Source organism: Acinetobacter celticus (assembly GCF_001707755.1).
Classification (GTDB): Bacteria; Pseudomonadota; Gammaproteobacteria; order Pseudomonadales; family Moraxellaceae; genus Acinetobacter; species Acinetobacter celticus.
In genome coordinates this window covers 150,683-173,458 of sequence record NZ_MBDL01000009.1, presented here as the reverse complement: position 1 = coordinate 173,458, position 22,776 = coordinate 150,683, and the positions used below count along the sequence as shown (strand labels likewise).

At 40.0% G+C, this 22,776-nt stretch carries 18 protein-coding genes; 9 read left to right on the top strand and 9 right to left on the bottom strand.

The features are described 5' to 3' along the window. Positions 1-43 precede the first annotated feature (43 nt). Positions 44-2,542, bottom strand: a complete 2,499-nt coding sequence (locus tag BBP83_RS07570) for a penicillin acylase family protein (RefSeq protein ID WP_068887088.1) — start codon at positions 2,540-2,542, stop codon at positions 44-46. Between the two features lie 397 nt (positions 2,543-2,939). On the opposite strand from BBP83_RS07570, the gene BBP83_RS07565 reads away from it, so the two are divergent. The 6 genes from BBP83_RS07565 (at position 2,940) to BBP83_RS07540 (ending at position 9,564) form a co-directional block, all read left to right on the top strand. Beyond that, positions 2,940-4,082 (top strand): ABC transporter substrate-binding protein, encoded by a 1,143-nt coding sequence (locus BBP83_RS07565; protein ID WP_068887086.1) that lies wholly within the window; start codon positions 2,940-2,942, stop codon positions 4,080-4,082. 95 nt (positions 4,083-4,177) lie between these two features. After that, complete coding sequence (locus tag BBP83_RS07560; RefSeq protein WP_068887084.1) at positions 4,178-5,215, top strand: branched-chain amino acid ABC transporter permease; 1,038 nt, start codon at positions 4,178-4,180, stop codon at positions 5,213-5,215. After that, complete coding sequence (locus BBP83_RS07555; protein WP_068887082.1) at positions 5,212-7,014, top strand: branched-chain amino acid ABC transporter ATP-binding protein/permease; 1,803 nt, start codon at positions 5,212-5,214, stop codon at positions 7,012-7,014. The genes BBP83_RS07560 and BBP83_RS07555 overlap by 4 nt, the downstream gene beginning before the upstream one ends. Further along, a complete protein-coding gene (locus BBP83_RS07550) occupies positions 7,011-7,784 on the top strand; it encodes an ABC transporter ATP-binding protein (RefSeq protein ID WP_068887080.1) in 774 nt (257 codons plus the stop codon). Before BBP83_RS07555 ends, BBP83_RS07550 begins: the two co-directional genes overlap by 4 nt. Positions 7,785-7,809: 25 nt before the next feature. Next, a complete protein-coding gene (locus BBP83_RS07545; protein WP_068887078.1) occupies positions 7,810-8,802 on the top strand; it encodes a ketopantoate reductase family protein in 993 nt (330 codons plus the stop codon). A gap of 12 nt (positions 8,803-8,814) precedes the next feature. Beyond that, positions 8,815-9,564 carry a class II aldolase/adducin family protein gene (locus tag BBP83_RS07540; protein ID WP_068887076.1) on the top strand — a complete coding sequence of 250 codons (750 nt, stop codon included), beginning with the start codon at positions 8,815-8,817 and terminating at the stop codon, positions 9,562-9,564. A gap of 135 nt (positions 9,565-9,699) precedes the next feature. Here BBP83_RS07540 and pcaD read toward each other — a convergent pair whose 3' ends face one another. The 7 genes from pcaD to BBP83_RS07505 form a co-directional block, all read right to left on the bottom strand. Beyond that, on the bottom strand, positions 9,700-10,476 hold the full coding sequence (gene pcaD / locus BBP83_RS07535) for a 3-oxoadipate enol-lactonase (RefSeq protein WP_068887074.1): 777 nt from the start codon (positions 10,474-10,476) through the stop codon (positions 9,700-9,702). Positions 10,477-10,537: 61 nt separating this feature from the next. Beyond that, positions 10,538-11,740 (bottom strand): 3-oxoadipyl-CoA thiolase, encoded by a 1,203-nt coding sequence (gene pcaF, locus BBP83_RS07530; RefSeq protein WP_068887072.1) that lies wholly within the window; start codon positions 11,738-11,740, stop codon positions 10,538-10,540. 128 nt (positions 11,741-11,868) lie between these two features. Further along, positions 11,869-12,522, bottom strand: a complete 654-nt coding sequence (locus BBP83_RS07525) for a 3-oxoacid CoA-transferase subunit B (RefSeq protein ID WP_068887070.1) — start codon at positions 12,520-12,522, stop codon at positions 11,869-11,871. Positions 12,523-12,539: 17 nt separating this feature from the next. Continuing rightward, positions 12,540-13,226 (bottom strand): 3-oxoacid CoA-transferase subunit A, encoded by a 687-nt coding sequence (locus BBP83_RS07520; RefSeq protein ID WP_068887068.1) that lies wholly within the window; start codon positions 13,224-13,226, stop codon positions 12,540-12,542. A gap of 122 nt (positions 13,227-13,348) precedes the next feature. Beyond that, entirely contained in the window at positions 13,349-14,269 is a 921-nt protein-coding gene (gene catA, locus BBP83_RS07515) for a catechol 1,2-dioxygenase (protein ID WP_068887065.1), read from the bottom strand. 120 nt (positions 14,270-14,389) lie between these two features. After that, positions 14,390-14,680 (bottom strand): muconolactone Delta-isomerase, encoded by a 291-nt coding sequence (catC, locus tag BBP83_RS07510; RefSeq protein WP_068887063.1) that lies wholly within the window; start codon positions 14,678-14,680, stop codon positions 14,390-14,392. Positions 14,681-14,695: 15 nt separating this feature from the next. Further along, on the bottom strand, positions 14,696-15,805 hold the full coding sequence (locus BBP83_RS07505) for a muconate/chloromuconate family cycloisomerase (RefSeq protein WP_068887061.1): 1,110 nt from the start codon (positions 15,803-15,805) through the stop codon (positions 14,696-14,698). A gap of 103 nt (positions 15,806-15,908) precedes the next feature. On the opposite strand from BBP83_RS07505, the gene catM reads away from it, so the two are divergent. The 3 genes from catM to BBP83_RS07490 all read left to right on the top strand — a co-directional run bounded on the left by catM (position 15,909) and on the right by BBP83_RS07490 (position 20,181). Continuing rightward, positions 15,909-16,826, top strand: a complete 918-nt coding sequence (catM, locus tag BBP83_RS07500) for a cis,cis-muconate-binding transcription regulator CatM (protein ID WP_068887059.1) — start codon at positions 15,909-15,911, stop codon at positions 16,824-16,826. Positions 16,827-17,113: 287 nt separating this feature from the next. Beyond that, entirely contained in the window at positions 17,114-18,379 is a 1,266-nt protein-coding gene (locus BBP83_RS07495; RefSeq protein ID WP_068887057.1) for an OprD family outer membrane porin, read from the top strand. Between the two features lie 395 nt (positions 18,380-18,774). Beyond that, positions 18,775-20,181 carry an MFS transporter gene (locus tag BBP83_RS07490; RefSeq protein WP_068887055.1) on the top strand — a complete coding sequence of 469 codons (1,407 nt, stop codon included), beginning with the start codon at positions 18,775-18,777 and terminating at the stop codon, positions 20,179-20,181. A gap of 217 nt (positions 20,182-20,398) precedes the next feature. Here BBP83_RS07490 and BBP83_RS07485 read toward each other — a convergent pair whose 3' ends face one another. Then, entirely contained in the window at positions 20,399-22,600 is a 2,202-nt protein-coding gene (locus BBP83_RS07485; RefSeq protein WP_068887053.1) for an OsmC domain/YcaO domain-containing protein, read from the bottom strand. Positions 22,601-22,776: the final 176 nt, after the last annotated feature.

Below are 22,776 nucleotides of genomic sequence, written 5' to 3'. Positions count from 1 at the left end.
GACAGACCTAGATTAAAAATGAAAGATCAGCATGTTCTAAAGATTAATACTTCAAAGTAATACTCTGCTTACTGTTTTTATCAATCTTCTGTTGATCAACAGCATCTTCTTTACATTCATAGTTTTCAAACAATGACAATTGATCTGCAAAATGAGCATCAGGTTTACCATTTTTATTAATAAAGCCACTTTGACCTGGGGCTAAAATTGAACACATAGTGACTTGATTTGGGTTCAATACCACTCTAAAAGAGGCACTGCCTGTATTACCGTAAGTATTTAATTGCTGTTGATGTGCTAGATCGGCCCATGGAATACCGACTGAATTTTTGGCCGAGAAGCCCATGGTCGCAACAGAAAGCTTCCAATCATTTGGATCTGTAGAGTTGTATTGGTTAGATAGCGCTGCCAAAGCATTTTCAAGCGCAATTAAAACCACGTCGTCAGGAGATTGTCCCTTTAAGAAGTCAATCTGTTGAGGAACGCCCGATTGTTTTCCTTGCAGTGCGTTCCAAATTAATTTTGATGCGCTGGCGGGTTGGGCACTGCGTGGGTCTAAATTAGTTGGATAAAGCGTATCGGTATAACGCATGTAAATGCTTTCTGATAAATTCGGTTTTAAGACCAATTGAATCATTTGATTCAGCCATGCGCGCATAATGGCAGGGGATGCACCTTGATAATATTTAGCATCATGATCTGGATGGAGTTTGTAATCCCAAGAGGCCAGTAAAGGCGCTACTTTTTTTACAGCTTCGGATGCTTTCGGATTTTGCGCGGCTTTAATCATCGATGGTACAAAATAACGTGCGTTGAGATCAGCCCATGCACCAGTTTTATTAATGTCCCAAATTTCTTGTTGGCTCAGCTTTTGTTTACTTTCAAGCGGTTCAAGTAGCTCATTGACGCGGTCTACATGAGAAAAATTCGATGAGTCTGAACGTAAACCTGCATATGCTTTATTGTTCCAGCTGGCGATATAACCTTTTTCTGGATTGTATTCTTTGGGATTATGAGAGAAATCATAAAAACCTTGCCATTCCATCGAACCATCACCTTGGGCAGGAAGCTGCGGATGTTGATTTTCTGGGCGGATCGGTAAACGACCTAAGGCTGCGACCCCAATATTATCGTTTGTGTCTGCATAAAACCAAGTGATGGATGCGGCGACACGATTGGCTTGCTTCAGGAATTCTTCCCAGTTGGTTGCTTTGGCTGCATTTGCCCAGCCTAACAAGGTTTCGACTTCAACACCTTCCCAGCTGCGTCTTTGCGCATACGCAATTTGATTTTTCTCATCCCATGCATTGACGAAGCCTTGTTTGCTTTTATAAACATCTAAAATATGATCTGTTTGTTGACGTACTTTAATTTTCACTTGGCGATGTTCAAGGGGAATATATGCGCCTTGGTAGAAATATTCTTTAGGATTACTCGGGTTGAGCTTCAACTGATAGAAATCATTGGTATCTAATGAACCGACAGTAGAACCCCATGCAATTTTGCCATTCGTTCCAAATAAAATAGCCGGCAGACCGACAGGCGTAATACCAGTTAAATTATAGCCAGCACCATGTAAGCCAATACTGTAGGTAATGGCAGGGGTGTACCATCCTTGTTGAGGGCCATTATATAAAACCGCTTGCCCTTCAATGGTTTTATCGCCTTTTAGCACCCAAGCATTGCTTGCCGTTGGCACACCATCAATAACACCTTTGCCTAAGGCAATACGGGCTTGAGTTAAATAGTTTTCTGCCGTTTGTTTTGAAATAGGTCGAACTTTCTTGAAAACTTGCTTTTGCTGTGCTGAAAACTGAGGTTTTTGTTCTGATTGGATAATCGTTGGAGCGCTCGGGTCATCTAGCCAGCGCAGTTGCTGATAAACTTTTAAACCTTCGTCTTGGCCTTTTTCTTTTTGCAGTTGAGTTAGCAGGTCTAAATTAGAAATTTCTGAACTTGCTGCAAAAAAGCGATTTAAAATTAAGCCCACCCAAATCATAGCAATGTCTTCGGACTGCCAAGTGGATGGCTTGAAATCATAATCAATAAATTCTTTTGGCATGAGTTCAGGGTTTTCTAGAATTTCTTTGATTCTTTTATTGAAACCAGCGGCATAGCCTTCAAAAATTGCACGATCTTCAGGTGATAGTTGTGCAAGTTGCTGCTTAATATTTTCAGGGTTAAAACGACTATGGGTTGCAATATCATATTGCAGGTAGTCTGGCCCTAGAACTTCAGCTACCGTACCTTGACCCGTTCGTTTGGACATTTCCATTTGAAATAAACGATCTGTTGCGACAGCATAGCCATATCCATAAAAAAGCCCGAATGTATTGTCTGCATATACATGCGGTGTGCCAAAATTATCGCGCTTAATGGTGACTTGTTTTTGAATAGATGTGGGATCTAAAGTTGAAGAGGAGCTACAACCTGCGAGAAACATGCAACTTAAACCTAAAACGCCGTATCGAATTAAAGCATTTTTATAATGAGGCTGATTATTCAGTAGATGATTTTTCAATTCAGAGATCCTTGCTTTCATTATGATTTAGAAGTGAATTAACGAGCTATAACCACTGATTCAAAGTGGTTAATTCACTTATGAACATGCCTTGTTCATTGCTTTAATTTTTTACTACTTATCCATGTAATTTTCCACTATTGGAGAGGTATATAGTTATACCTTCTGCAATCCAATGTCGTTAAGATTCTGTATTTAAAAGTGATTTTTTAATTTTGATAATGCTTTCTGAAATTGACACAAAAATTTTTCTGTAAAGGCCTGTTTTAGCTTAGTTATTTTTAAATGAAATATATTCTAAAGATTAATTTTAAAAATAAATGAGATTTTTAAAAAATAACAAGAAAATTACATGTATTTATGTTATAAAAAATAAAGTCGTGAGACTCATTAATGAATGATAAATGGAGTTTGTCATATGAAAATCAATAAAATATTGCTTGTTTCTGCTCTAGCCGCAGGTTCAGTAACCACTCATGCTGAAATACGTATTGGTGTTGTCAGCTCATCTACAGGCCCAGTGGCGATGGTCGGAATTCCGCAAAAAAATACAGTTGCGTTACTTCCGAAAACCATTGGCGGTGAAAAAGTCACTTATATTTCTTTAGATGATGCCAGTGACCCAACAGCAAGCGTAAAAGCAATTAATAAATTGATTAGTGAAAGCAATGTAGATGCCATTATTGGGCCATCTGGATCGCCAAATGCCAGTGCTGTGATTGGGATTATTGCCAAAGCACAAGTTCCTTTGCTTGCACCTGTTGGAACATCAACGGTTGTTTTACCAATGGATACGCAAAAAAAATGGGTATTCAAAACCACTCAGAATGATGATTTGATTGCTCAAGCGTTAGTTGAGGACATGGTTAAGCGTAAGATCAAAACATTAGGTTTTATTGGTACAGCAGACCCTTATGGTGAAAACTGGAGTAAAGTTGTTGCTAATTTAGCCGCCAGCAAAGGGATTAAAATTACGCAGAAAGAGTCTTTTCAGCGCCAAGATACCTCATTGACTGGACAGGCACTGAAACTGATTGCAGGTAAACCACAAGCTATTTTAATCGCGGCACCGGGCAGTTCTGCTGTGACACCGCAAGTTGCTTTATATGATCGTGGTTATCGTGGACAAATTTATCAAACACATGGTGCAGCTTTAGATCAGTTTTTAAAGTTGGGTGGCAAAAAAGTGGATAACACGATTTTGGCTGCCAGTCTGATGCTAGTCATTAATGAAATTGATAATACGCATCCTTCCAAAGCCGTTGCTTTGAAATACATGAACAATTACAAAAAGACGTATGGTGAATATCCCGCGACATTTGGTGCGAATGTTTATGATGCAGGATTGCTTTTAGAAAAGGCGATTCCAGTGGCATTAAAGCAGGCAAAACCAGGCAGTGTTCAATTCCGCCAAGCCTTACGTACAGCATTGGAACAAACCAAAGAGCTTGCTGGAACACAAGGTGTTTATAACATGACACCAATGGATCATAGCGGTTTTGACAAGCGCGGACGAGTCATGGTGACTGTGAAAAATGGTCAATGGAAATTGCTGAAGTAATAAGTTTTTTTAATTAATTAATCTGCTATCAAATTCAGGGTGTAATAGCTCTTAGGGAGCGTTTGCCCCTGAAAAATAGCAAGGATCAGGCGGTCATGGATTTAGACATCGCATTAATTCTTGGGCAGGATGGTATTACCAGTGGAGCAATTTATGCATTGCTCGCCTTATGTATTTTATTGGTTTTTACTGTCACCCGAATTTTGCTCATTCCTTTAGGTGAATTTAGTGTTTTTGGCGCACTGACACTTGCCTCTATTCAAGCTGGAACACCAAGCCGTATTGTATGGTTGTTGGTCATCTTCTTTGCTGTTCAGCTACTTCTTGATGTGTATGCAAGTTTAAAAAATAAGACTCCATTTAATTTAAGAAGCCATAGTCTCTGGGCGGTTTATATTGCTTTAGTTGTTGGTGCCATGTATTTACTGCCATTGGCAAGCTTACCAATGCTAATTCAAGTGTTACTGGCTTTGGCTATAATTACACCGCTTGGCCCGCAAATTTATCGTTTATTCTTTCAGCCTTTAGTGGCTGCTAAATCATTAGTGCTACTGATTGTTTCTATTGCTGTGCATGTGTCTCTGGTGGGTATTGGTTTATTAATTTTTGGCCCAGATGGTGCACAAACGAAACCATTTAGTGACGCTGTATATCAAGTGGGAAGCTTGGCTGTTAACAGTCAAACACTTTACATTATTGTGGCTTTTTTCAGCATGATCATTGTGTTGTGGTATTTCTTTGGCAAGACGCTTTACGGCAAAGCCTTAAGGGCCACTGCGGTGAATCGGGTGGGCGCGCAGCTCATGGGAATCTCTCCAATTTTTGCAGGCAAAATTACCTTTGCAATGGCTGCCTTTATGGGTGCATTTGCGGGTATTTTAATTGCACCAATTACCACACTGTATTATGACTCTGGTTTTATTATTAGCCTAAAAGGCTTTGTTGGCGCAATTATTGGCGGTTTGGCAAGCTTTCCAGTGGCTGCTGCTGGTTCTGTCGCTGTTGGTATTATTGAAGCATTTTCTATGTTTTGGGCCAGCGATTATAAAGAAATTATTGTCTTTACCCTCATTATTCCATTTTTGCTTTGGAAATCTTTAACGTCTCGTCACATTGAGGAGGACCATGAATGAAGTCTAAATATTTATTTATGGGCTTTGCTGTGCTCATGGCCCTGAGCCCGTTCATCTTACCCGCTTATCAAGTAACGCTTCTGAACTATATTGGATTGAATGCTTTAGTGGTTCTTGGTTTAGTGCTATTGACGGGTGTTGGCGGTATGACCAGCTTTGGTCAAGCCGCTTTGGTTGGAATTGGTGCTTATTCGACAGCCTATTTAACAGTGACAGAACAGTTACCCCAGTTCTTAATGTGGACAGGTGGTAGCCCATGGGCAGGACTGATTTTAGGTATTATTTTAACGGTTGTTTCTGCATTTCTTGTGGGGGGCTTAACCTTAAAACTGTCTGGACATTATTTACCTTTAGGCACTATTGCTTGGGGGATATCGCTGTATTATTTTTTCTCAACGATTGAAAGTTTAGGCGGACATTCGGGTATTTCGAATATTCCAAGTATTTCTATTGCAGGCTATGCCTTAGACACCAGCAATAAAATGTTTTATCTCATTTGGCTAATTTTGTTTGTGGCCATTATTTTGACTAAAAATTTGTTAAATTCCAGAGAAGGCCGTGCAATACGAGCACTCAAAGGTGGTCAAGTCATGGCGGAATCTATGGGGGTAAATACCTTTAGATCTAAAATGGTCGTCTTTATTATATCTTCAGTTTTTGCCTCTATTTCAGGCTGGTTATATGCGCATAATCAATCATTTATCAACCCAACACCGTTTGGTTTGCAAATGGGTATTGATTATTTGTTTATGGCTTTACTTGGTGGCGTAGGCAGTATTTGGGGCGCAATATTTGGTGCAGGTATTTTCACCATGATGCGCCAATGGCTACAAGATTTAATGCCTATTATTTTTGGTAATGATGGGCAGTATGAAACCATTGTCTTTGGTTTAATGATTGTTATTTTGATGCAAAAAGCACCATCGGGTTTATGGCCAATGCTGGTTAAACTCATCCCACAGCGTTTTAAAGCCACAGATTTGCATACCAAACTAACGGCACCGACTCATGCGCTTCCAACATTAGATTTACCCAAAAAAGGAACTTTAATTTTAGAAGCGAAAAATGTCACGAAGAAGTTTGGTGGTTTGGTTGCCAATAACAACATGAACTTAAAAATTCATGCTGGAGAGATTCTGGCGCTGATTGGGCCAAATGGCGCAGGGAAGAGCACCATGTTTAATCAACTGTCTGGTGTAGATGTGCCGACCAGTGGCGAAGTGATCTTTTTAGGTGAAAAAATTAATGGCATGTTATCGCGTGAGATTGCTAAAAAAGGATTAAGCCGAACTTTTCAACACGTCAAAATTTTGCCAGAAATGACGGTGTTAGAAAATGTGGTGATTGGTGCGCATTTACGTGGTGAAAAAGGCGTTTGGGCATCTTTGTTCAGATTAGATCGTGAAGAAGAAAACAACTTATTAAATGAAGCAAAATTTCAATTAGAGCGAGTTGGTTTAGGTGATTATCTTTATACCGAAGCTGGAAATTTGGCATTAGGACAACAGCGAATTTTGGAAATTGCGCGTGCTTTATGTGCTCACCCAAGCTTATTGCTATTGGATGAACCTGCTGCAGGCCTACGTTTAAAAGAAAAGCAGGCTTTGGCCGAGCTTTTAATGAAACTGAAAGCAGAAGGCATGGCGACTTTATTGGTAGAGCATGACATGGACTTTGTAATGAATTTGGTTGATCACGTTGTGGTGATGGAGTTTGGCGAAAAAATTGCAGAAGGTTTACCAGAGGACGTGCAAAAGAACGATGCCGTTTTAGAAGCCTATTTAGGAGGCGCAGCATGAGTGCAATAGCAGAAAATACGCAAGGAAAATGCTTATTAGAAGTGAGTAATTTAAGCGTTGCCTATGGCAAAGTCGATGCACTAATGAACTTCAATATGCGGGTAAACGAGGGGCAGATTGTATCTGTGGTTGGCCCAAATGGTGCAGGAAAAACCACCTTACTTTCTGCAATTATGGGCGTGCTTGCTTCAAAAGGTGATGTTGAGTTTGATGGCAGTGTTGAACAATGCCCGCCTATAGAGCGCATGGTGGTGCGGGGATTGGGCTTAGTTCCTGAAAAAAGAGAATTGTTCAGTAGCATGAGTATTGAGGACAATCTCATGCTAGGTGGATTTCAGCGTTATCGACATGGCGACCGCAGTTTAAAAGAAACGCTAGATGAAGTTTATAGTATTTTCCCGCGCTTAAAAGAGCGCCGAATTCAAGAAGCTGGCACGTTATCTGGAGGTGAGCGGCAAATGCTTGCTGTTGGACGTGCGCTCATGGCCAAACCCAAACTGTTGATGCTTGATGAACCAAGTCTGGGTTTAGCACCTTTAATTACCCGAGAGATTTTTAAAATTATTGATCAGCTACGCGGTCAAGGGGTGTCCATTTTATTGGTAGAGCAAAATGCACGTGCAGCCTTGAAGTTAGCAGACTATGCCTATGTATTAGAAATGGGCGAATTGTCTATGCAAGGAACGGGTCAAGATTTAGTTGAAGACCCTAGAATTATTGAAAGCTATTTAGGGATTAACAGTAAACATCAGGACATTTTGTCTATTTGATTGTGCATTTAAGCGGGAGCGCCTTATGAAGAAAGAGACCAAAATTTCTATTTTAGGCGCAGGTGCAATTGGCTGTACACTGGCAGCCCGTCTAATTTTAGCGGGCTGTGAACGAGTGAGTTTAATTGCACGTGGTGATAATTTTCAGGCGTTATCGAAGCAAGGGATTCATCTAAAAGATTTAACAGGTGAATATCAGTTGACGCCCTATCGGGTGGTGCAAGACATTGCAGAACTTGAACCACAAGATCTTATTTTTATTGCTACAAAATCGAATGCGCTTCATCAGGTTACAACCTCTATTCAACAGGCTGTGCATGCTGAAACTGTGGTTATTCCACTTATGAATGGTCTGCCATTTTGGTATTTTTATCATGGGCAGAACAATGATGATATTCAAACGATTCGCTGTTTGGATGAAAATAGGCAATTGATTGAACAATTTCCTTTGGCGAACTTAATGGGTGCAGTGGTGTTTATCACTGCAAAATTAAAGTCATATGGCAAGGTGGAATCGGATAATCCATATTTGCTGATTTTGGGCGAGCCAAATAATCAAGTGACGACGCGCTTAGAAGCCATTCAAAATCTTTTTGCAGATACAGGTATTGAGTTAAGAGTTACTGATCAAATTCGAGACCAGATTTGGACTAAGGTGATGGCGAACTTAAGTTCAAACCCACTTTCTGTAGTGACAGGTGCTACTTTAAAAGATATTTACGCGCACCCGCGCTTACATGAAATAGCTTTGCAAATTACCCAAGAAGTTCGTCAAGTGGCTGCCAGTTATGGTGCACGCATTACGATTGACCCCGTGACTTTTTTACAGTTGGGTGCAGACATGGGAAATGTGCATACATCCATGTGGCATGATTATCAAAAAAAACAGCCCTTAGAAATGGCAGGAATAGCGGAAGCAGTTTTTGAGTTGGCAGAGCAATTTAATTGTCCTATGCCAGTCACCAAGCATATTTGTAATTTAACCGCTTATTTGAGTGAGCAATCACTGAAACATTAAAAAAGGATTTTTATGAACGCGAGCATTCAACCCTTGAATATGAGTCAGCAGGAATGGGAGCTACGGGTAAAATTAGCGCATTGTTACCATTTGGTTGATTATTTTAGCTGGACTGAAACTATTTTTAATCATATTTCAGCACGATTACCTGGCGATGAGAATCATTACTTAGTCAATCCTTTCGGGTTAAATTATAGTGAAGTGACGCCAGAAAATTTACTGAAAGTCGATTTAGAGGGCAATAAAGTAGAACCTTCTGAATATGATGCAAACCCCGCAGGCTTTGCCTTGCACAGTGCAGTGCATGGCGCTAGACATGATATTCGCTGTTTGATTCATACCCATACAACACCAATTAGTGCTGTGGTGCAGAAAAAAAATGGTTTTTCTTATGATAGTTTCTATGGCGCACAGTTATATGGTCGAGTCGCTTATCATGCTTTTGAAGGAATTACCTTATTTCAGGAAGAAAAACAGCGGATGATTCAGCATCTAGCAGATAAGCATATTTTAGTATTGCGTAATCATGGTATTGCTGTGGGGGAGAGCAGTATAGAAAAAGCATTTTTCTTATTGTGGACTGTGCAACGCGCTGCTGAAATTCAATGTCAGGCTGGAGCTTTGGGCGGAGAAGATTTCCCTTTGAGTGAAGATGTAAAGCAAAAGTGTACGGATTTAACCGCAATGCTCATTACTGAAAGTGGTTTTGCAACGAAATTTTTTGATGCGATGGTACGCAAAATGCATGAATCAAAAAAATAATGATGTGATTTTTTATGCAGATAGTATTGTCAAAAAAAGATTAAATTGCTTAGTGATTTAATCTTTTTTTTATTAAGTTTATGCCAATAAAAAGATGTAATGTGCCTACATTACATCTAAAGCAGAAAATCAATATTAATGAAAAGTAGTGTTTAAAGCGTGAGAAAAATCTTCTGGACATTCTATATTTGAAATATGTGAGGCATTAATTTCAATCAACTGACTATTTGGAATCTGATTGACCAAATATTGTGCATCTGCCACTGTGGTGACAGGGTCTTGTTGACCTGCAATGATCAGCACAGGCACGGTTATTGTTTTTAGATCTGCACGTAAGTCCGCTTTAGCCAAAGCTTCACAACAACTTGCATAACCTTCTGGGCTGCCAGCACCAAGATCGTTACTCAAAGATTCTACAATTGCTGTGTTGCTTCGGATAAAGGGTTCGGTAAACCAACGTGATGCTGCCGTTTCTGCAATCGGTTTTAAGCCTTGTTCACGAACAAGTTGTGCACGGTCGTTCCATGCTTGCTCTTGACCAATTTTTGCTGCCGTGTTGCAAACAATCACGTGGTTAAAGCGTTCAGGGTGATGAATGGCCAGCCATTGACCTGTAAGCCCACCCATAGAAATGCCACAAAAGCTGGCTTTTTCGATATTTAGATGATCGAGTAAGTGAACGACATCTGTGCCCAATTGTTCAATACTGTACGGCCCTTGAGGCGCAGATGATGCACCATGTCCACGGGTATCGTAGCAAATGACGTAGAATTTCTTTTCAAAAAAACTAATCTGCGGTTGCCACATATTCAATTGGGTACCTAACGAATTAGAAAAAATAATCGCAGGTTGACTCGCATCACCAAATGTTTGGTAATTAATTTCCGCATCATTGGATATAAATTTTGGCATTAAATCCCTCTCGACCTCCCTTTAAAAAAGGAGGGGAAATATCTTAAATAGTTATGATTGGTTAAACCCGTTGAATAATCAGCGCAATACCTTGACCCACGCCAATACACATTGAACACAAGGCATAGGTTCCACCCGTGGCTTCCAACTGATTCAAGGCCGTCGTGACCAAACGCGCACCCGAAGCACCCAGTGGATGGCCCAAGGCAATGGCACCACCATTCGGATTGACTTTGTCTGAACCATCAGCAATGCCTAGATCACGCGTCACCGCCAAAGCTTGCGCTGCAAAGGCTTCATTCAGCTCAATCACGTCCATTTGCTCAAGCGTTAAACCGGTTTGAGCCAATAGTTTTTTGATCGCAGGTGCAGGAGCAAAGCCCATAATGCGCGGTTCAACACCAACAGTGGTTGCAGCAATAATTTTGGCACGCGCTTTCAAGCCATACTTTTCAATCGCATCATCAGATGCAATCAACAACGCTGCTGCACCATCATTAATACCTGAAGCGTTGCCTGCTGTTACAGAACCTTCGGCTTTCACTACAGGTTTAAGTTTGGTCAAGGCTTCAATGGTGGTGGCACGTGGATGTTCATCCTTGGCGATGACCACAGGCTCACCTTTACGCTGCGGAATGCTTACAGGTACAATTTCTTTGTCGAAGAAACCACGGGCTTGCGCATCTGCGGTACGTTGTTGGCTAGTGAGCGCAAACTGATCTTGATCGGCACGGTGAATATTGAACTGCGTTGCCACGTTTTCAGCAGTTTGTGGCATGGTTTCAACACCATACAGCTCTTTCAACTTTGGATTGATAAAACGCCAACCCATGGTGGTGTCTTCAAGTTTCTGAGCACGACCAAAAGCAGTGTCAGATTTACCCATCACCAAAGGCGCACGGCTCATGCTTTCTACACCGCCAGCAATAATCAAATCTGCTTCACCAGCTTTAATGGCACGTGCTGCCATGGCAACGGCATCGAGGGATGAACCACATAAACGATTCACTGTGGTGGCAGGCACTTGATACGGCACACCTGCTAAAAGTGCCGACATACGGCCGATATTACGGTTATCTTCACCGGCTTGGTTGGCACAACCATAAATGATGTCATCGACCAATGCCCAGTTCACCGATGGATTACGTTGCATCAAGGCTTGAATTGGAATGGCACCCAAATCATCGGTACGGACAGGGGCTAAACCACCTGCATAACGACCAAATGGGGTACGAATCGCATCTACGATATAAGCGTTTTTCATTTTAGCTTTTCTCTCGAATCCTCCCTTAATCCCTCCTTTAATAAAGGAGGGAGACTCTCAATCCAGTTGTTCTGGCAAGTCCCCCTTTTTCAAAGGGGGATTTAGGGGGATTTAATAAATCTTAAAAATTAACCCTGAGTTGCATCAATCAGTTTGGCACCAGTCATTGCCTGCAATTCTGCAAATGAAAGACCTTCCACTTTCTCAATGACTTTCATGCCTTCAGCCGTAACATCAATCACACACAGGTCAGTGTAGATACGATCGACACATTTCAACCCTGTCGCAGGATAAGCCAGTTCAGCGACAATCTTTGGTTCGCCTTTTTTAGTCACATGATCGGTGGTGATAAAGACTTTCTTTGCACCGACTGCCAAATCCATGGCGCCGCCAACGGCAGGAATCGCATCGGGTGCGCCGGTATGCCAGTTGGCCAAGTCGCCATTTTCAGCCACTTGGAAAGCACCCAACACAGCAATATCAAGGTGACCACCACGCATCATGGCAAAAGAGTCACCATGATGAAAATAAGCACCGCCTTCAAGTAAGGTCACGAATTCTTTACCAGCATTAATCAGCTCAGGGTCTTCTTCACCTTTGGCAGGTGGTGGGCCAAAGGCCAATAGCCCATTTTCAGAATGTAAGAACACGTCTTTGTCTGCAGGTAAATAATTGGAAATCTTGGTCGGTAAACCAATGCCTAAATTAACATAAGCACCATCTGGAATATCTTGCGCCACACGTTCTGCAATTTGATCGCGGGAGAGTTTGCTATAGCTCATAGTTTAATCCTCAGGTCTTAGGCCGATTGTTCAAGTTGTTTTTTGCCAACAGCAACCACATGCTGGACAAAAATACCCGCAGTGATGATGTGCTCAGGATCTAAAGCACCGAGTTCAACCACTTCAGACACTTGCGCAATGGTGACCTCTGCAGCCATGGCCATGATCGGGCCAAAATTACGTGCAGATTTGTTGTACACCAAGTTACCCCAACGGTCGCCTTGATGGGCTTTAATGAGAGCAAAGTCTGCTTTGATTGGGTTTTCTAAGACGAAGTCTTTGCCGTCGTAGTTTAAAGTCGGTTTACCTTCAGCCAGTAAAGTCCCAAAACCTGTTGGAGTATAAATAGGACCTAAACCCATGCCTGCGGCTTGAATACGACAAGCCAAGTTGCCTTGTGGAACCAGTTCTAATTCAATTTTGCCAGCACGGAACAATTCATCAAAAACCCAAGAGTCGGATTGACGTGGGAAAGAGCAAATGATTTTACGTACTGCACCTGTTTTAAGCAGTTTGGCCAAACCATAATCACCATTACCAGCGTTATTGTTAATGATAACTAAGTCTTTGACGCCTAATTCAATCAGCCCGTCAATGAGTTCAGCGGGTTGACCAGCTGTTCCGAAGCCACCAATCATGATGGTCGAGCCATCCTTAATTTGGGAAAGTGCTTCTGTTAAAGATGATGTGCTTTTATCAATCATGTTGTGAGCCTTAAAGAGCAATAAGCAAATCTTTAGCATTAAAAAATTAATTGAAAATTTAATGATAAAAATCTAAAAATACTGCAAGACATTTGCCATGCCTTGCAGTGGAAATCATTGACTTAAGCGCTAACGCGACGACGATCAACTTCAGACGTTGGTGCTGTAGCAAGGTCTTTTACCAGTTTGAAATCAAAAGTGATGTGTTTAACTGGTTTGTCCTGACCGCGTTTAGCCAGTTCAGCAGGATCAGTAATGTCAGTTACAGAAGCGATTAAGCCTTCACGTGTAGCGAATGCAAAGTCATCCCAAAGGTATTTGTCACCTTCAATGTTGAACTGAGTTGTTAACTTGCGATAGCCTGGTGCAGAGATAAAGTAATGCACATGAGAAGGGCGTTGACCATGACGACCAAGCTTGTTTAATAACGCTTGTGTTGTACCTTCTGGTGGGCAACCATAACCGACAGGCATCGTTGTTTGAGCAACATATTGACCATTCGTATCTGTTAAGATACTGCGACGAAGGTTGAATTCAGATTGTGAACTATCAAAGAATGAATAGTTACCTAAGCTGTTGGCATGCCAAACTTCAACTTTAGCATTTGGAATAATTTGACCGTCAGTATCAGTCACAACGCCTTCAATGAATAAGGTATCGACATAGTCAGATTCAGAACCGTCATCCATACGTGCAAAGCCAACTGATTCAGGTGCACCAGCAACATAGAGTGGACCTTCGATGGTACGTGGCGTACCACCGGTAATGCCTGCTTTCGCATCAACTTCATCAGCATGAAGATCTAAGAAATGCTCTAAGCCAAGACCTGCAGCCAAAAGACCCAATTCATTTGATTTACTAGAATCAACGATATATTCCAAACCTTTCCAAACTTCAGTTTGAGTTAAATCTAAATCTTGAATGGCTTGGAAAAAATCACCAAGCAAACGTACAACGACTTGTTGTACACGAGGATGGACTTCACCAGTCGCTGTATCCACGTTCATTTGTTTAACTAATGCATCGATTTCTTGACGGTTCATACTTTTGTTCCTTGAGTATGTAGTTTTGTGGGCTTATCGGCGTGCGTTCAGCTTGCTTTTATAGACCACATTTTTTTGTTTACATGGCCCAAAACCTTTTGGGCTGTGTAGGATTAAAAATCAGGTGTCATCTTCACGAATTGAAGACGGGTGACGGTTTAGTGCCATAACCTCAATGTTCATATAAGGATAAAGCGGAAGACCTTGCAAAATATTGTGTAGCTCTTCATTACTTTCTACATCAAAAATACTGATATTTGAATACTGTCCTGTGATACGCCAAATATGACGCCACTTGCCCTGACGCTGTAAATCTTGTGAGTAGGCTTTTTCAACAGCCTTAATTTCATTGACTTGTTCAGCGGGTAGATCACGAGGGATATTTACATCCATACGTACTTGGAAAAGCATATTCTGTTCCTTTAATTACTGATGACGTAAGTGGTCAATCTTGTTTTCATCTAATTCAATACCAAGTCCTGCGCTTTGAGGAATTTGTAATTCAAAGTTCTGATATTGAAGTGGCGTTTTTAAAATTTCTTCAGTGAGTAATAATGGGCCGAATAGCTCCGTACCATAAGCCAAATTATCAAATGTTGAAAACACATGTGCCGATGCGATAGTTCCTACAGGGCCTTCTAGCATTGTGCCACCGTATAAATTAATACCAGCAAGTTGAGCGATTTTTCCGACTTCGCAACTTTCGATTAGACCGCCAGATTGTGCAACTTTAACAGCGAAAACAGAGGCTGCATTGCGTTTCGCCAATTGAAAAGCAGTGTTTGGCCCCATTAGAGACTCATCAGCCATAATGGCAATATCAAACTTGCGAGTAAGGCGTTGCATGGCATCAATATTATCAATCGCACAAGGCTGTTCAATGAGGTCAATGCCACCATCTTGTAACGCTTGAATCCCTTTAATGGCTTCAAGTTCAGACCATGCACGGTTTACATCGACACGAATTGAAATGTCTTTTCCTAAGGCTTTTTTAATGGCTAATACATGTTCAACATCGGCTTCAACTGAGCGAGAACCAATTTTAAGCTTGAAAATATTATGACGTTTAGCTTCAATCATTTTCTGTGCTTCGGCAATATCTTTTTCTGTATCACCAGAAGCCAGTACCCAAAGTACAGGAATAGAATCACGTAAGCGACCGCCTAAAATTTCGCTCAATGGCAAAGCTAAACGTTGTGCGTGAATATCTAAGAGGGCGGTTTGAATGGCACATTTTGCAAAGCGATTACCATTAATATTTTTTTTAATCGTCTGCATTATTTGCGCAATATTTAGTCCATACAGCGATTTCAAGAGCGGGCTAAAATAGGTATCAATATTGGTTTTAATACTTTCAGGGCTTTCTTCGCCATAACCTAAACCGCCAATGGTGGTCGCTTCGCCCCATCCAGTGAAACCGTCATTGGTGGTTATTTTGACCAAAACTAAGGTTTGTGTCTGCATTGTCGCCACAGCCATTTTATGTGGGCGGATTGTAGGAATCTCTACAAGCATGGTTTCTATCGTTTTATACATCTTCTATATTCTTATACATTAAATCATTTATATACCCTAATTTAATGTAATATCCTTAACTATAGCTAAATTGGTATTTTTAGATACTTAAAAGGTATGTTAAATGGAATTAAGACATCTTCGTTATTTTGTGACAGTGGTAGAAGAGCAAAGCATTACTAAAGCTGCAGAAAAACTTTGTATTGCGCAACCCCCTTTGAGTCGGCAAATTCAAAAGCTAGAAGAAGAGTTAGGGATTACTTTATTTGAACGTGGTTCCCGCCCAGTTAAAACCACAGAAGCAGGGATGTTTTTTTATGAACATGCTGTTCAAATTTTAACGCATACCGCACAAGCAACGTCTATGGCACAAAGGATTAATGCTGTAGATCAGACTGTCCGTATTGGTTATGTGAGTTCTTTACTGTACGCGTTGTTGCCACAAATTATTTATTTATTTAGGCAACGTAACCCAGATATGCACGTTGAATTGATTGAGTACGGCACGCGAGATCAAATTGAAGCGCTCAAAGCTGGGAAAATAGATTTAGGCTTTGGTCGACTTCGCCTTATGGATCCATCCATTAAACGTCTACTGTTAAGAAAAGAGCGTTTACTACTCGCCATTCATAAGGATCATCATTTAGCTGAATGTATAGAATCTGGTATTTATCTGTCACAAATTTTAGATGAAGCTATTTTTTCTTATCCCAAAACACCAAAACCCAATTTTGCCACGGCAGTACAAAGCATATTTACAGAATTAGGCCTAGTGCCGAAAAAGTTGATAGAAGTGCGCGAAATTCATATGGCACTTGGCTTGGTCTCTTCCGGAGAAGGTATTTGCTTGATTCCAGAAACAGCCAGTGACATTGGTATGAAAAATTTAATTTATATCCCAATTTTAGATTTGGAAGCTTACAGCCCAATTTCTTTATCTGTGCGTAATATGGATCAGAGCAGTTACATTCCAAAAATTTTAGATTGTATTCAAGAGGTTTTTAAAAACGAAAACATTGCGCTTCATGTTGAAGATAGATAAGCCGATCGAACAATCGATAAAAATTCAGTGTTTATTTTCCTTTATTTATTCCAAATAATTCTATTATGACGAAAAAGGTATAATTATATACTTAATAGGATATGGAAAATTACATTGATAATTCAAATAATCAGGGCTATTCTAATTTTTCTTTTTAGTTTTGAAATTATATTAAATTTTAATATTAAAAAGTTTTATTGGAATAAGTCAGCATCCAGATCAGACAGGCAAATGATGGTGTTTGCATAGTGGATGAGAAAACAATACGGATGTAGGAAAGGATTTCCATGTATAGCTTATATTCAAAACGCACAGTTCAAAAAGCAGTGTTATTTTCATTTTTTAGCATTGCTGGGTTGAATGTTGCGCACGCCAATTTTTTCGAAGACAGTCAAAAGTCCATCTACTTAAGGAATTTTTATGTTGAACGAGATTTTGAAGGAACAAATCAAGATTTAGGAAGTTGGTCTCAAGGCTTGAGTGGTCGTTTTGAGTCTGGTTATACCGATACACCGGTTCAGCTTGGTTTAGATTTGGGTTTTCAATATGCCGTGAGATTGGGTGATCATAATGAAGAGCGTTTAGATACGGTCTTTAAGTATGATCAGGCAGCAAAACGTCAGGAACGTAATTTCTTAAAATTAGGCGCGACCTTAAAGCTTAAATATCAAAATACTGAACTTAAAGTCGGCGAATTATTGCCTAAAACACCTGTGTTGTTCATTGATGATTCGCGTCAGTTGGTCACAACTTTTGCAGGTGCAATGCTAGAAAGTAAAGAAATTAAAAACTTAAAAATATCGGCAGGGCGCTTTACGCATATTAATGCCCGTGATGATGATGAATTTAAAAAAATGAGTTTGGGGGGCAATACAGACCCAAATAAAGAAAGTGATGGAATGAACTTTATTGGGTTGGATTATAATTTCACACCAAAAATTTCTGGATCGTATTGGTTTGGCCAACTGGAAGATATCTATCAGCAACATTATGTAAATGCCGCTTATTCAGAGCAGATCAATGCCACGAAGCTGAAAGTAGATACTCGCTATTTTAACTATAAAGAAGATGGTGATGCTTATTTTGGCAGTATTGATGCACAATCTGTAGGTTTGCAGGCGACGGTTCAAAATGGTGGCAGTTCATTGACTGCGGGTATACAAAAAAATATGGGAGACGATGCGATTCCATTATTGGCAGGCTATGTGCCACAAGCGTATCTACAAAGCTGGTCAACTTTGGCTTTTTACAAAGCAAAAGAGCTGACATGGCATGCGACATATAGCTATGACTTTAAAAATGCGGGTGTGCCAGGTCTGAAGTTGGGATTGCGCTATTTGAACGGTAGTGAAATATATCGTTCGGGTTTTAAAGACAATAAAGAAATCGAGAAAAATGTCATTGTAAATTACGTCATTCCTGAAGGAAAACTAAAAGGTTTAGGTTTGGAATGGAGACACATTCGCGCGGATATTAAATATGGAGCAGGAGATACTCCTGGAACAGATTTTGTAGAAGACCGTATTATTACGAGCTATACCTTTAAATTTTAATGTCTTTGAATGTACAGAAAAATACAAGACAGTCTAATTGTAAAAAAAGAAGTGATCATTATCCCTAAAGTTTAAATATTTAGATCTCTGTTGATAATTTTATCCGCATTTTAAAGAGGTCTTTATATTTAAACTTAAGTTTTATCTATCAATATCCTTGCTTGAATTTTTCTATTTTTTAATTCATCACCGCTTTAATCACAGCACTCTTTGTAATAGTTCATATCCCTTTAAAACTCGATATCTAATTGGGAGGCTGAACTGTAGCGAAAAATTGAAAATATGGTGAATAAACAACCTTGAAAATGAAGCAAAGACAACCTCTTTAATACAACCAATACCTTTGACTTTTAAATAAAAGTTTCTCAAATACATTTTAAATTAAGGAAGATAAAATGAATATGCAGGTGGATCGATCAGAAATAGAGACAAAAAGAGGGATATCTAAAAAAACTTTGAATCGTGCATGGCTAATTACTGGACTCCTCATTTTATTCCAAATGATTAATTTTGCAGACAAAGCTGTATTAGGTTTGGTGGCAGAATCGGTGATGTCCGAACTGGGCATGACCAGTACACAATTTGGTTTTATTGGTAGCTCATTTTTTTTCTTATTCGCAGTATCGGGCATTATTGTGGGGTTTATTGCCGAAAAAGTACAAACCAGATGGCTCATTTTAGTTATGGGCATTAGCTGGGCTGTATTACAATTTCCAATGCTATTAGGTGGCGGTGCTATGGCACTTCTCGTCACTCGAATTGTACTTGGCGCAGCCGAAGGGCCTGCATCATCAATATCATTAACCCACGTTCAAGGTTGGTTCGAGCCATCTACACGGGGTTTTCCAAGTAGTTTGGTTGCATCTGGAACGACCATTGGTCCCGTGGTTGCAGCACCAATTCTTGCTTATATTATTGCACACCCCGATTTAGGTTGGAGATGGGCCTTTGGTTTTCTGGGTTTGGTCGGATTAGTTTGGACAGTGCTTTGGGCAATGGTGTTTAAAGAAGGCCCATATAGTCATTTTAATCGTGAAGAAACAGATCAAAAACTTCAAGCAGTACCCGTTGTATATGATCCGAATTGTAAAAGTATTGTGAAATATGTCGATGTTTTAAAAACTGTTCCCATTTTTAAAATCTTTTTTTCAAAAATGTTCTTTGCATCATTTTTAGCAGGTTTAGGCTGTTTTTGGTCATTGGGTTTTTTAACGACGTGGGCACCGAAATATATTGCTTCAATTGGGACATTTTCACCTGAAATAATTGCGACTGTTTCAAGTCTACCGTGGATTTTAGGTGCAATTAGTTTGGCGAGTGCGGGCTATTTTTCTAGAATTTTAATGAAAAAGGGCGCGACAGTTCATATTTCATTGGGTCTGGTTTTTGGCTTGCTGGTGTTTATTTCTGGTATTGCTTTTTACCTTATTCCATTTCTAAGTGGTGCAATCTGTATTTTACTGATTACAATTGCTGCAGGTTTTGCCATGTGTTTTCCACTCGCGACTATGGCCGTTGGCTTTAGTGTCAGTTCAAAACAACGTGCAGCAGTCATGGCAACATTGGTTGCAACTTCATCAATTGGCGGGATTGTATCGCCAACGATGGTGGGATATTTAATGGATGTCGCAGGTTATGTACAACCAGCTAAAGGTATTGCATTGGCTCCAGAAATGGCAGAAAAGCTGATTATTGGTATGAACCATGGTTTTGAATATATTGGAATTTATATGATTATAGTTGGGCTGATTAGTATGGTCTTTTTAAATCCAGATTATTTAGCGAAAAAACTCATGAAATAAGGGTAGAGGTAGCGTCGTTTAATTTAACCTTGAACGTTGCTATTAAAAGCGATTTAACCGAGATACATCCTTTATTGGAACAGAAAAAAAAGCGTACAGATGATCAGTCCTGCTTTTTTAGAAAAAATGAAAGGGTTTGATGGCATAAGTGTTATTTATGATAAAAATAAAAGAGCAATCCAAGTATTTTGGATTGCTCTTTTAAACTGCAATTGTATTACGCTAAATTTGCAAATTTAGCGCGTGCTACATGCAGTTTTTTATAGCTCTCAATGAGACGTAAATGACGGTCAAGACCCTCAAGTTTCATATTGGTTTCAGTCAAACCATAGAAACGCACGCTACCTTCCATTGAACCGATCACCGCATCCATACGTTCATCACCAAACATGCGACGGAAGTTGGTTTCATAATCATTCAAATCAAGTTCATCGTCTAATTCGACTTCCAAAACAACATTCATACACTGATAGAACAAACCACGTTGAACCGTATTGGTATTGTATTGTAGGAATTGTCCCACCAAATCTTGAGCTTCTTCAAATTGCTGTAATGCCATATAAATGAGAAGTTTCAATTCTAAAATAGTCAGCTGACCCCAAACAGTATTGTCATCAAATTCAATACCAATCAGGGTTTTAATTTCAGTGTAATCATCGACCTCAACCTCTTCTAGGCGTTCAACGAGGGCTTCTAATTGTTCATCATCTAAACGGTGTAAATTTAAGATATCTTCACGGAATAATAATGCTTTATTGGTATTGTCCCAGACCAAATCTTCAACCAAATAAACTTCAGAATAACCGGGAACTAAAATACGACAAGCCGTTGCATCTAAGTGTTGATATACCGCCATATAGGCTTCTTTGCCCATGTCTTCAAGAATGCTAAACATTTGTGTAGCTTCATCTGCATTGGCATGTTCGCTTTGGCTGGTAAAGTCCCATTCAACAAAGGCATGTTCTGCTTTTGAACTAAAGAAATGCCAAGACACGACACCACTAGAATCAATAAAATGCTCTACAAAATTATTAGGTTCGGTAACGGCATTGCTACTAAATGTTGGTTTTGGTAGATCATTTAGACCTTCAAAACTACGACCTTGTAAAAGCTCTGTTAAGCTACGTTCCAGCGCCACTTCTAATTTAGGGTGTGCACCAAACGATGCAAATACACCACCTGTACGTGGGTTCATTAAAGTCACACACATCACAGGGTATTTACCACCTAAGGATGCATCTTTGACCAGTACAGGAAAGCCTTGAGCTTCTATGCCTTTAATGCCTTCGACAATACTTGGGTATTTTGCAAGTACTTCTTCAGGTACATCAGGAAGTGCAATTTCGCCTTCTAGAATTTCGCGTTTAACAGCACGTTCAAATATTTCAGATAAACATTGCACCTGAGCTTCAGCTAAGGTATTTCCCGCGCTCATCCCATTACTTAAATATAAGTTTTCAATCAAATTTGAAGGGAAATAAACAGTTTCACCATCGGACTGACGTACAAAAGGTAGGGAACAAATACCACGTTCAGTATTGCCTGAATTGGTGTCGTATAAATGTGTACCTAGTAATTCCTCTTCAGGGTCATAAATTTCTAGACAGTATTCATCTAAAATTTCTTTCGGTAGTTCACCCTCTGGGCCGGGTTTAAACCATTTTTCATCTGGGTAATGAACAAATTCAGCTTGGGCAATCTCTTCACCCCAAAATTGATCATTATAGAAAAAGTTACAGTTCAGACGTTCAATGAATTCGCCTAAAGCAGAAGCTAGGGCACTTTCTTTGGTTGAACCTTTACCATTGGTAAAACACATTGGTGATTGTGCATCACGAATATGTAAAGACCAAACATTGGGTACAATATTGCGCCAAGAAGCAATTTCAATCTTCATGCCTAAGCCCGCTAAAATAGCAGACATATTGGCAATGGTTTCTTCTAAAGGCAGGTCTTTGCCTGCAATATAGGTGCTACTTTCTGACGTTAGACTCGGTATTAATAATGCTTGAGCATCGGAATCAATACTTTCAACTTCTTCAATAATAAATTCGGGGCCAGTTTGAATGACTTTTTTAACGGTGCAACGGTCAATGGAACGTAAAATACCTTGACGATCTTTTTCCGAAATATCTGCAGGAAGTTCAACCTGAATTTTAAAAATTTGTTTATAGCGGTTTTCAGGATCGACAATATTATTCTGCGACAAACGAATATTATCGGTCGGAATATCACGGGCAGCGCAGTAAACTTTGACAAAGTATGCGGCACATAAAGCCGATGATGCAAGAAAATAGTCGAATGGTCCTGGTGCAGATCCATCACCTTTATAGCGAATGGGTTGATCGGCGATTACTGTGAAGTCATCAAACTTCGCTTCTTGTCGAAGATTGTCGAGATAATTGACCTTGATTTCCATGCAAGCACCTAACGATTTTTATGTGTCATGGCTGACAGATAAAATTTTAAAGATTGATTCATAAGCCGAATCACAAAGAAGAAATTGACTTAATAGAGTGTGGTTAGAGTTATCCGTTTGCCTGTGGCCAAAACGGACTCTCAATTGTCATGGCCGATATTATAGAGGGATTTCTC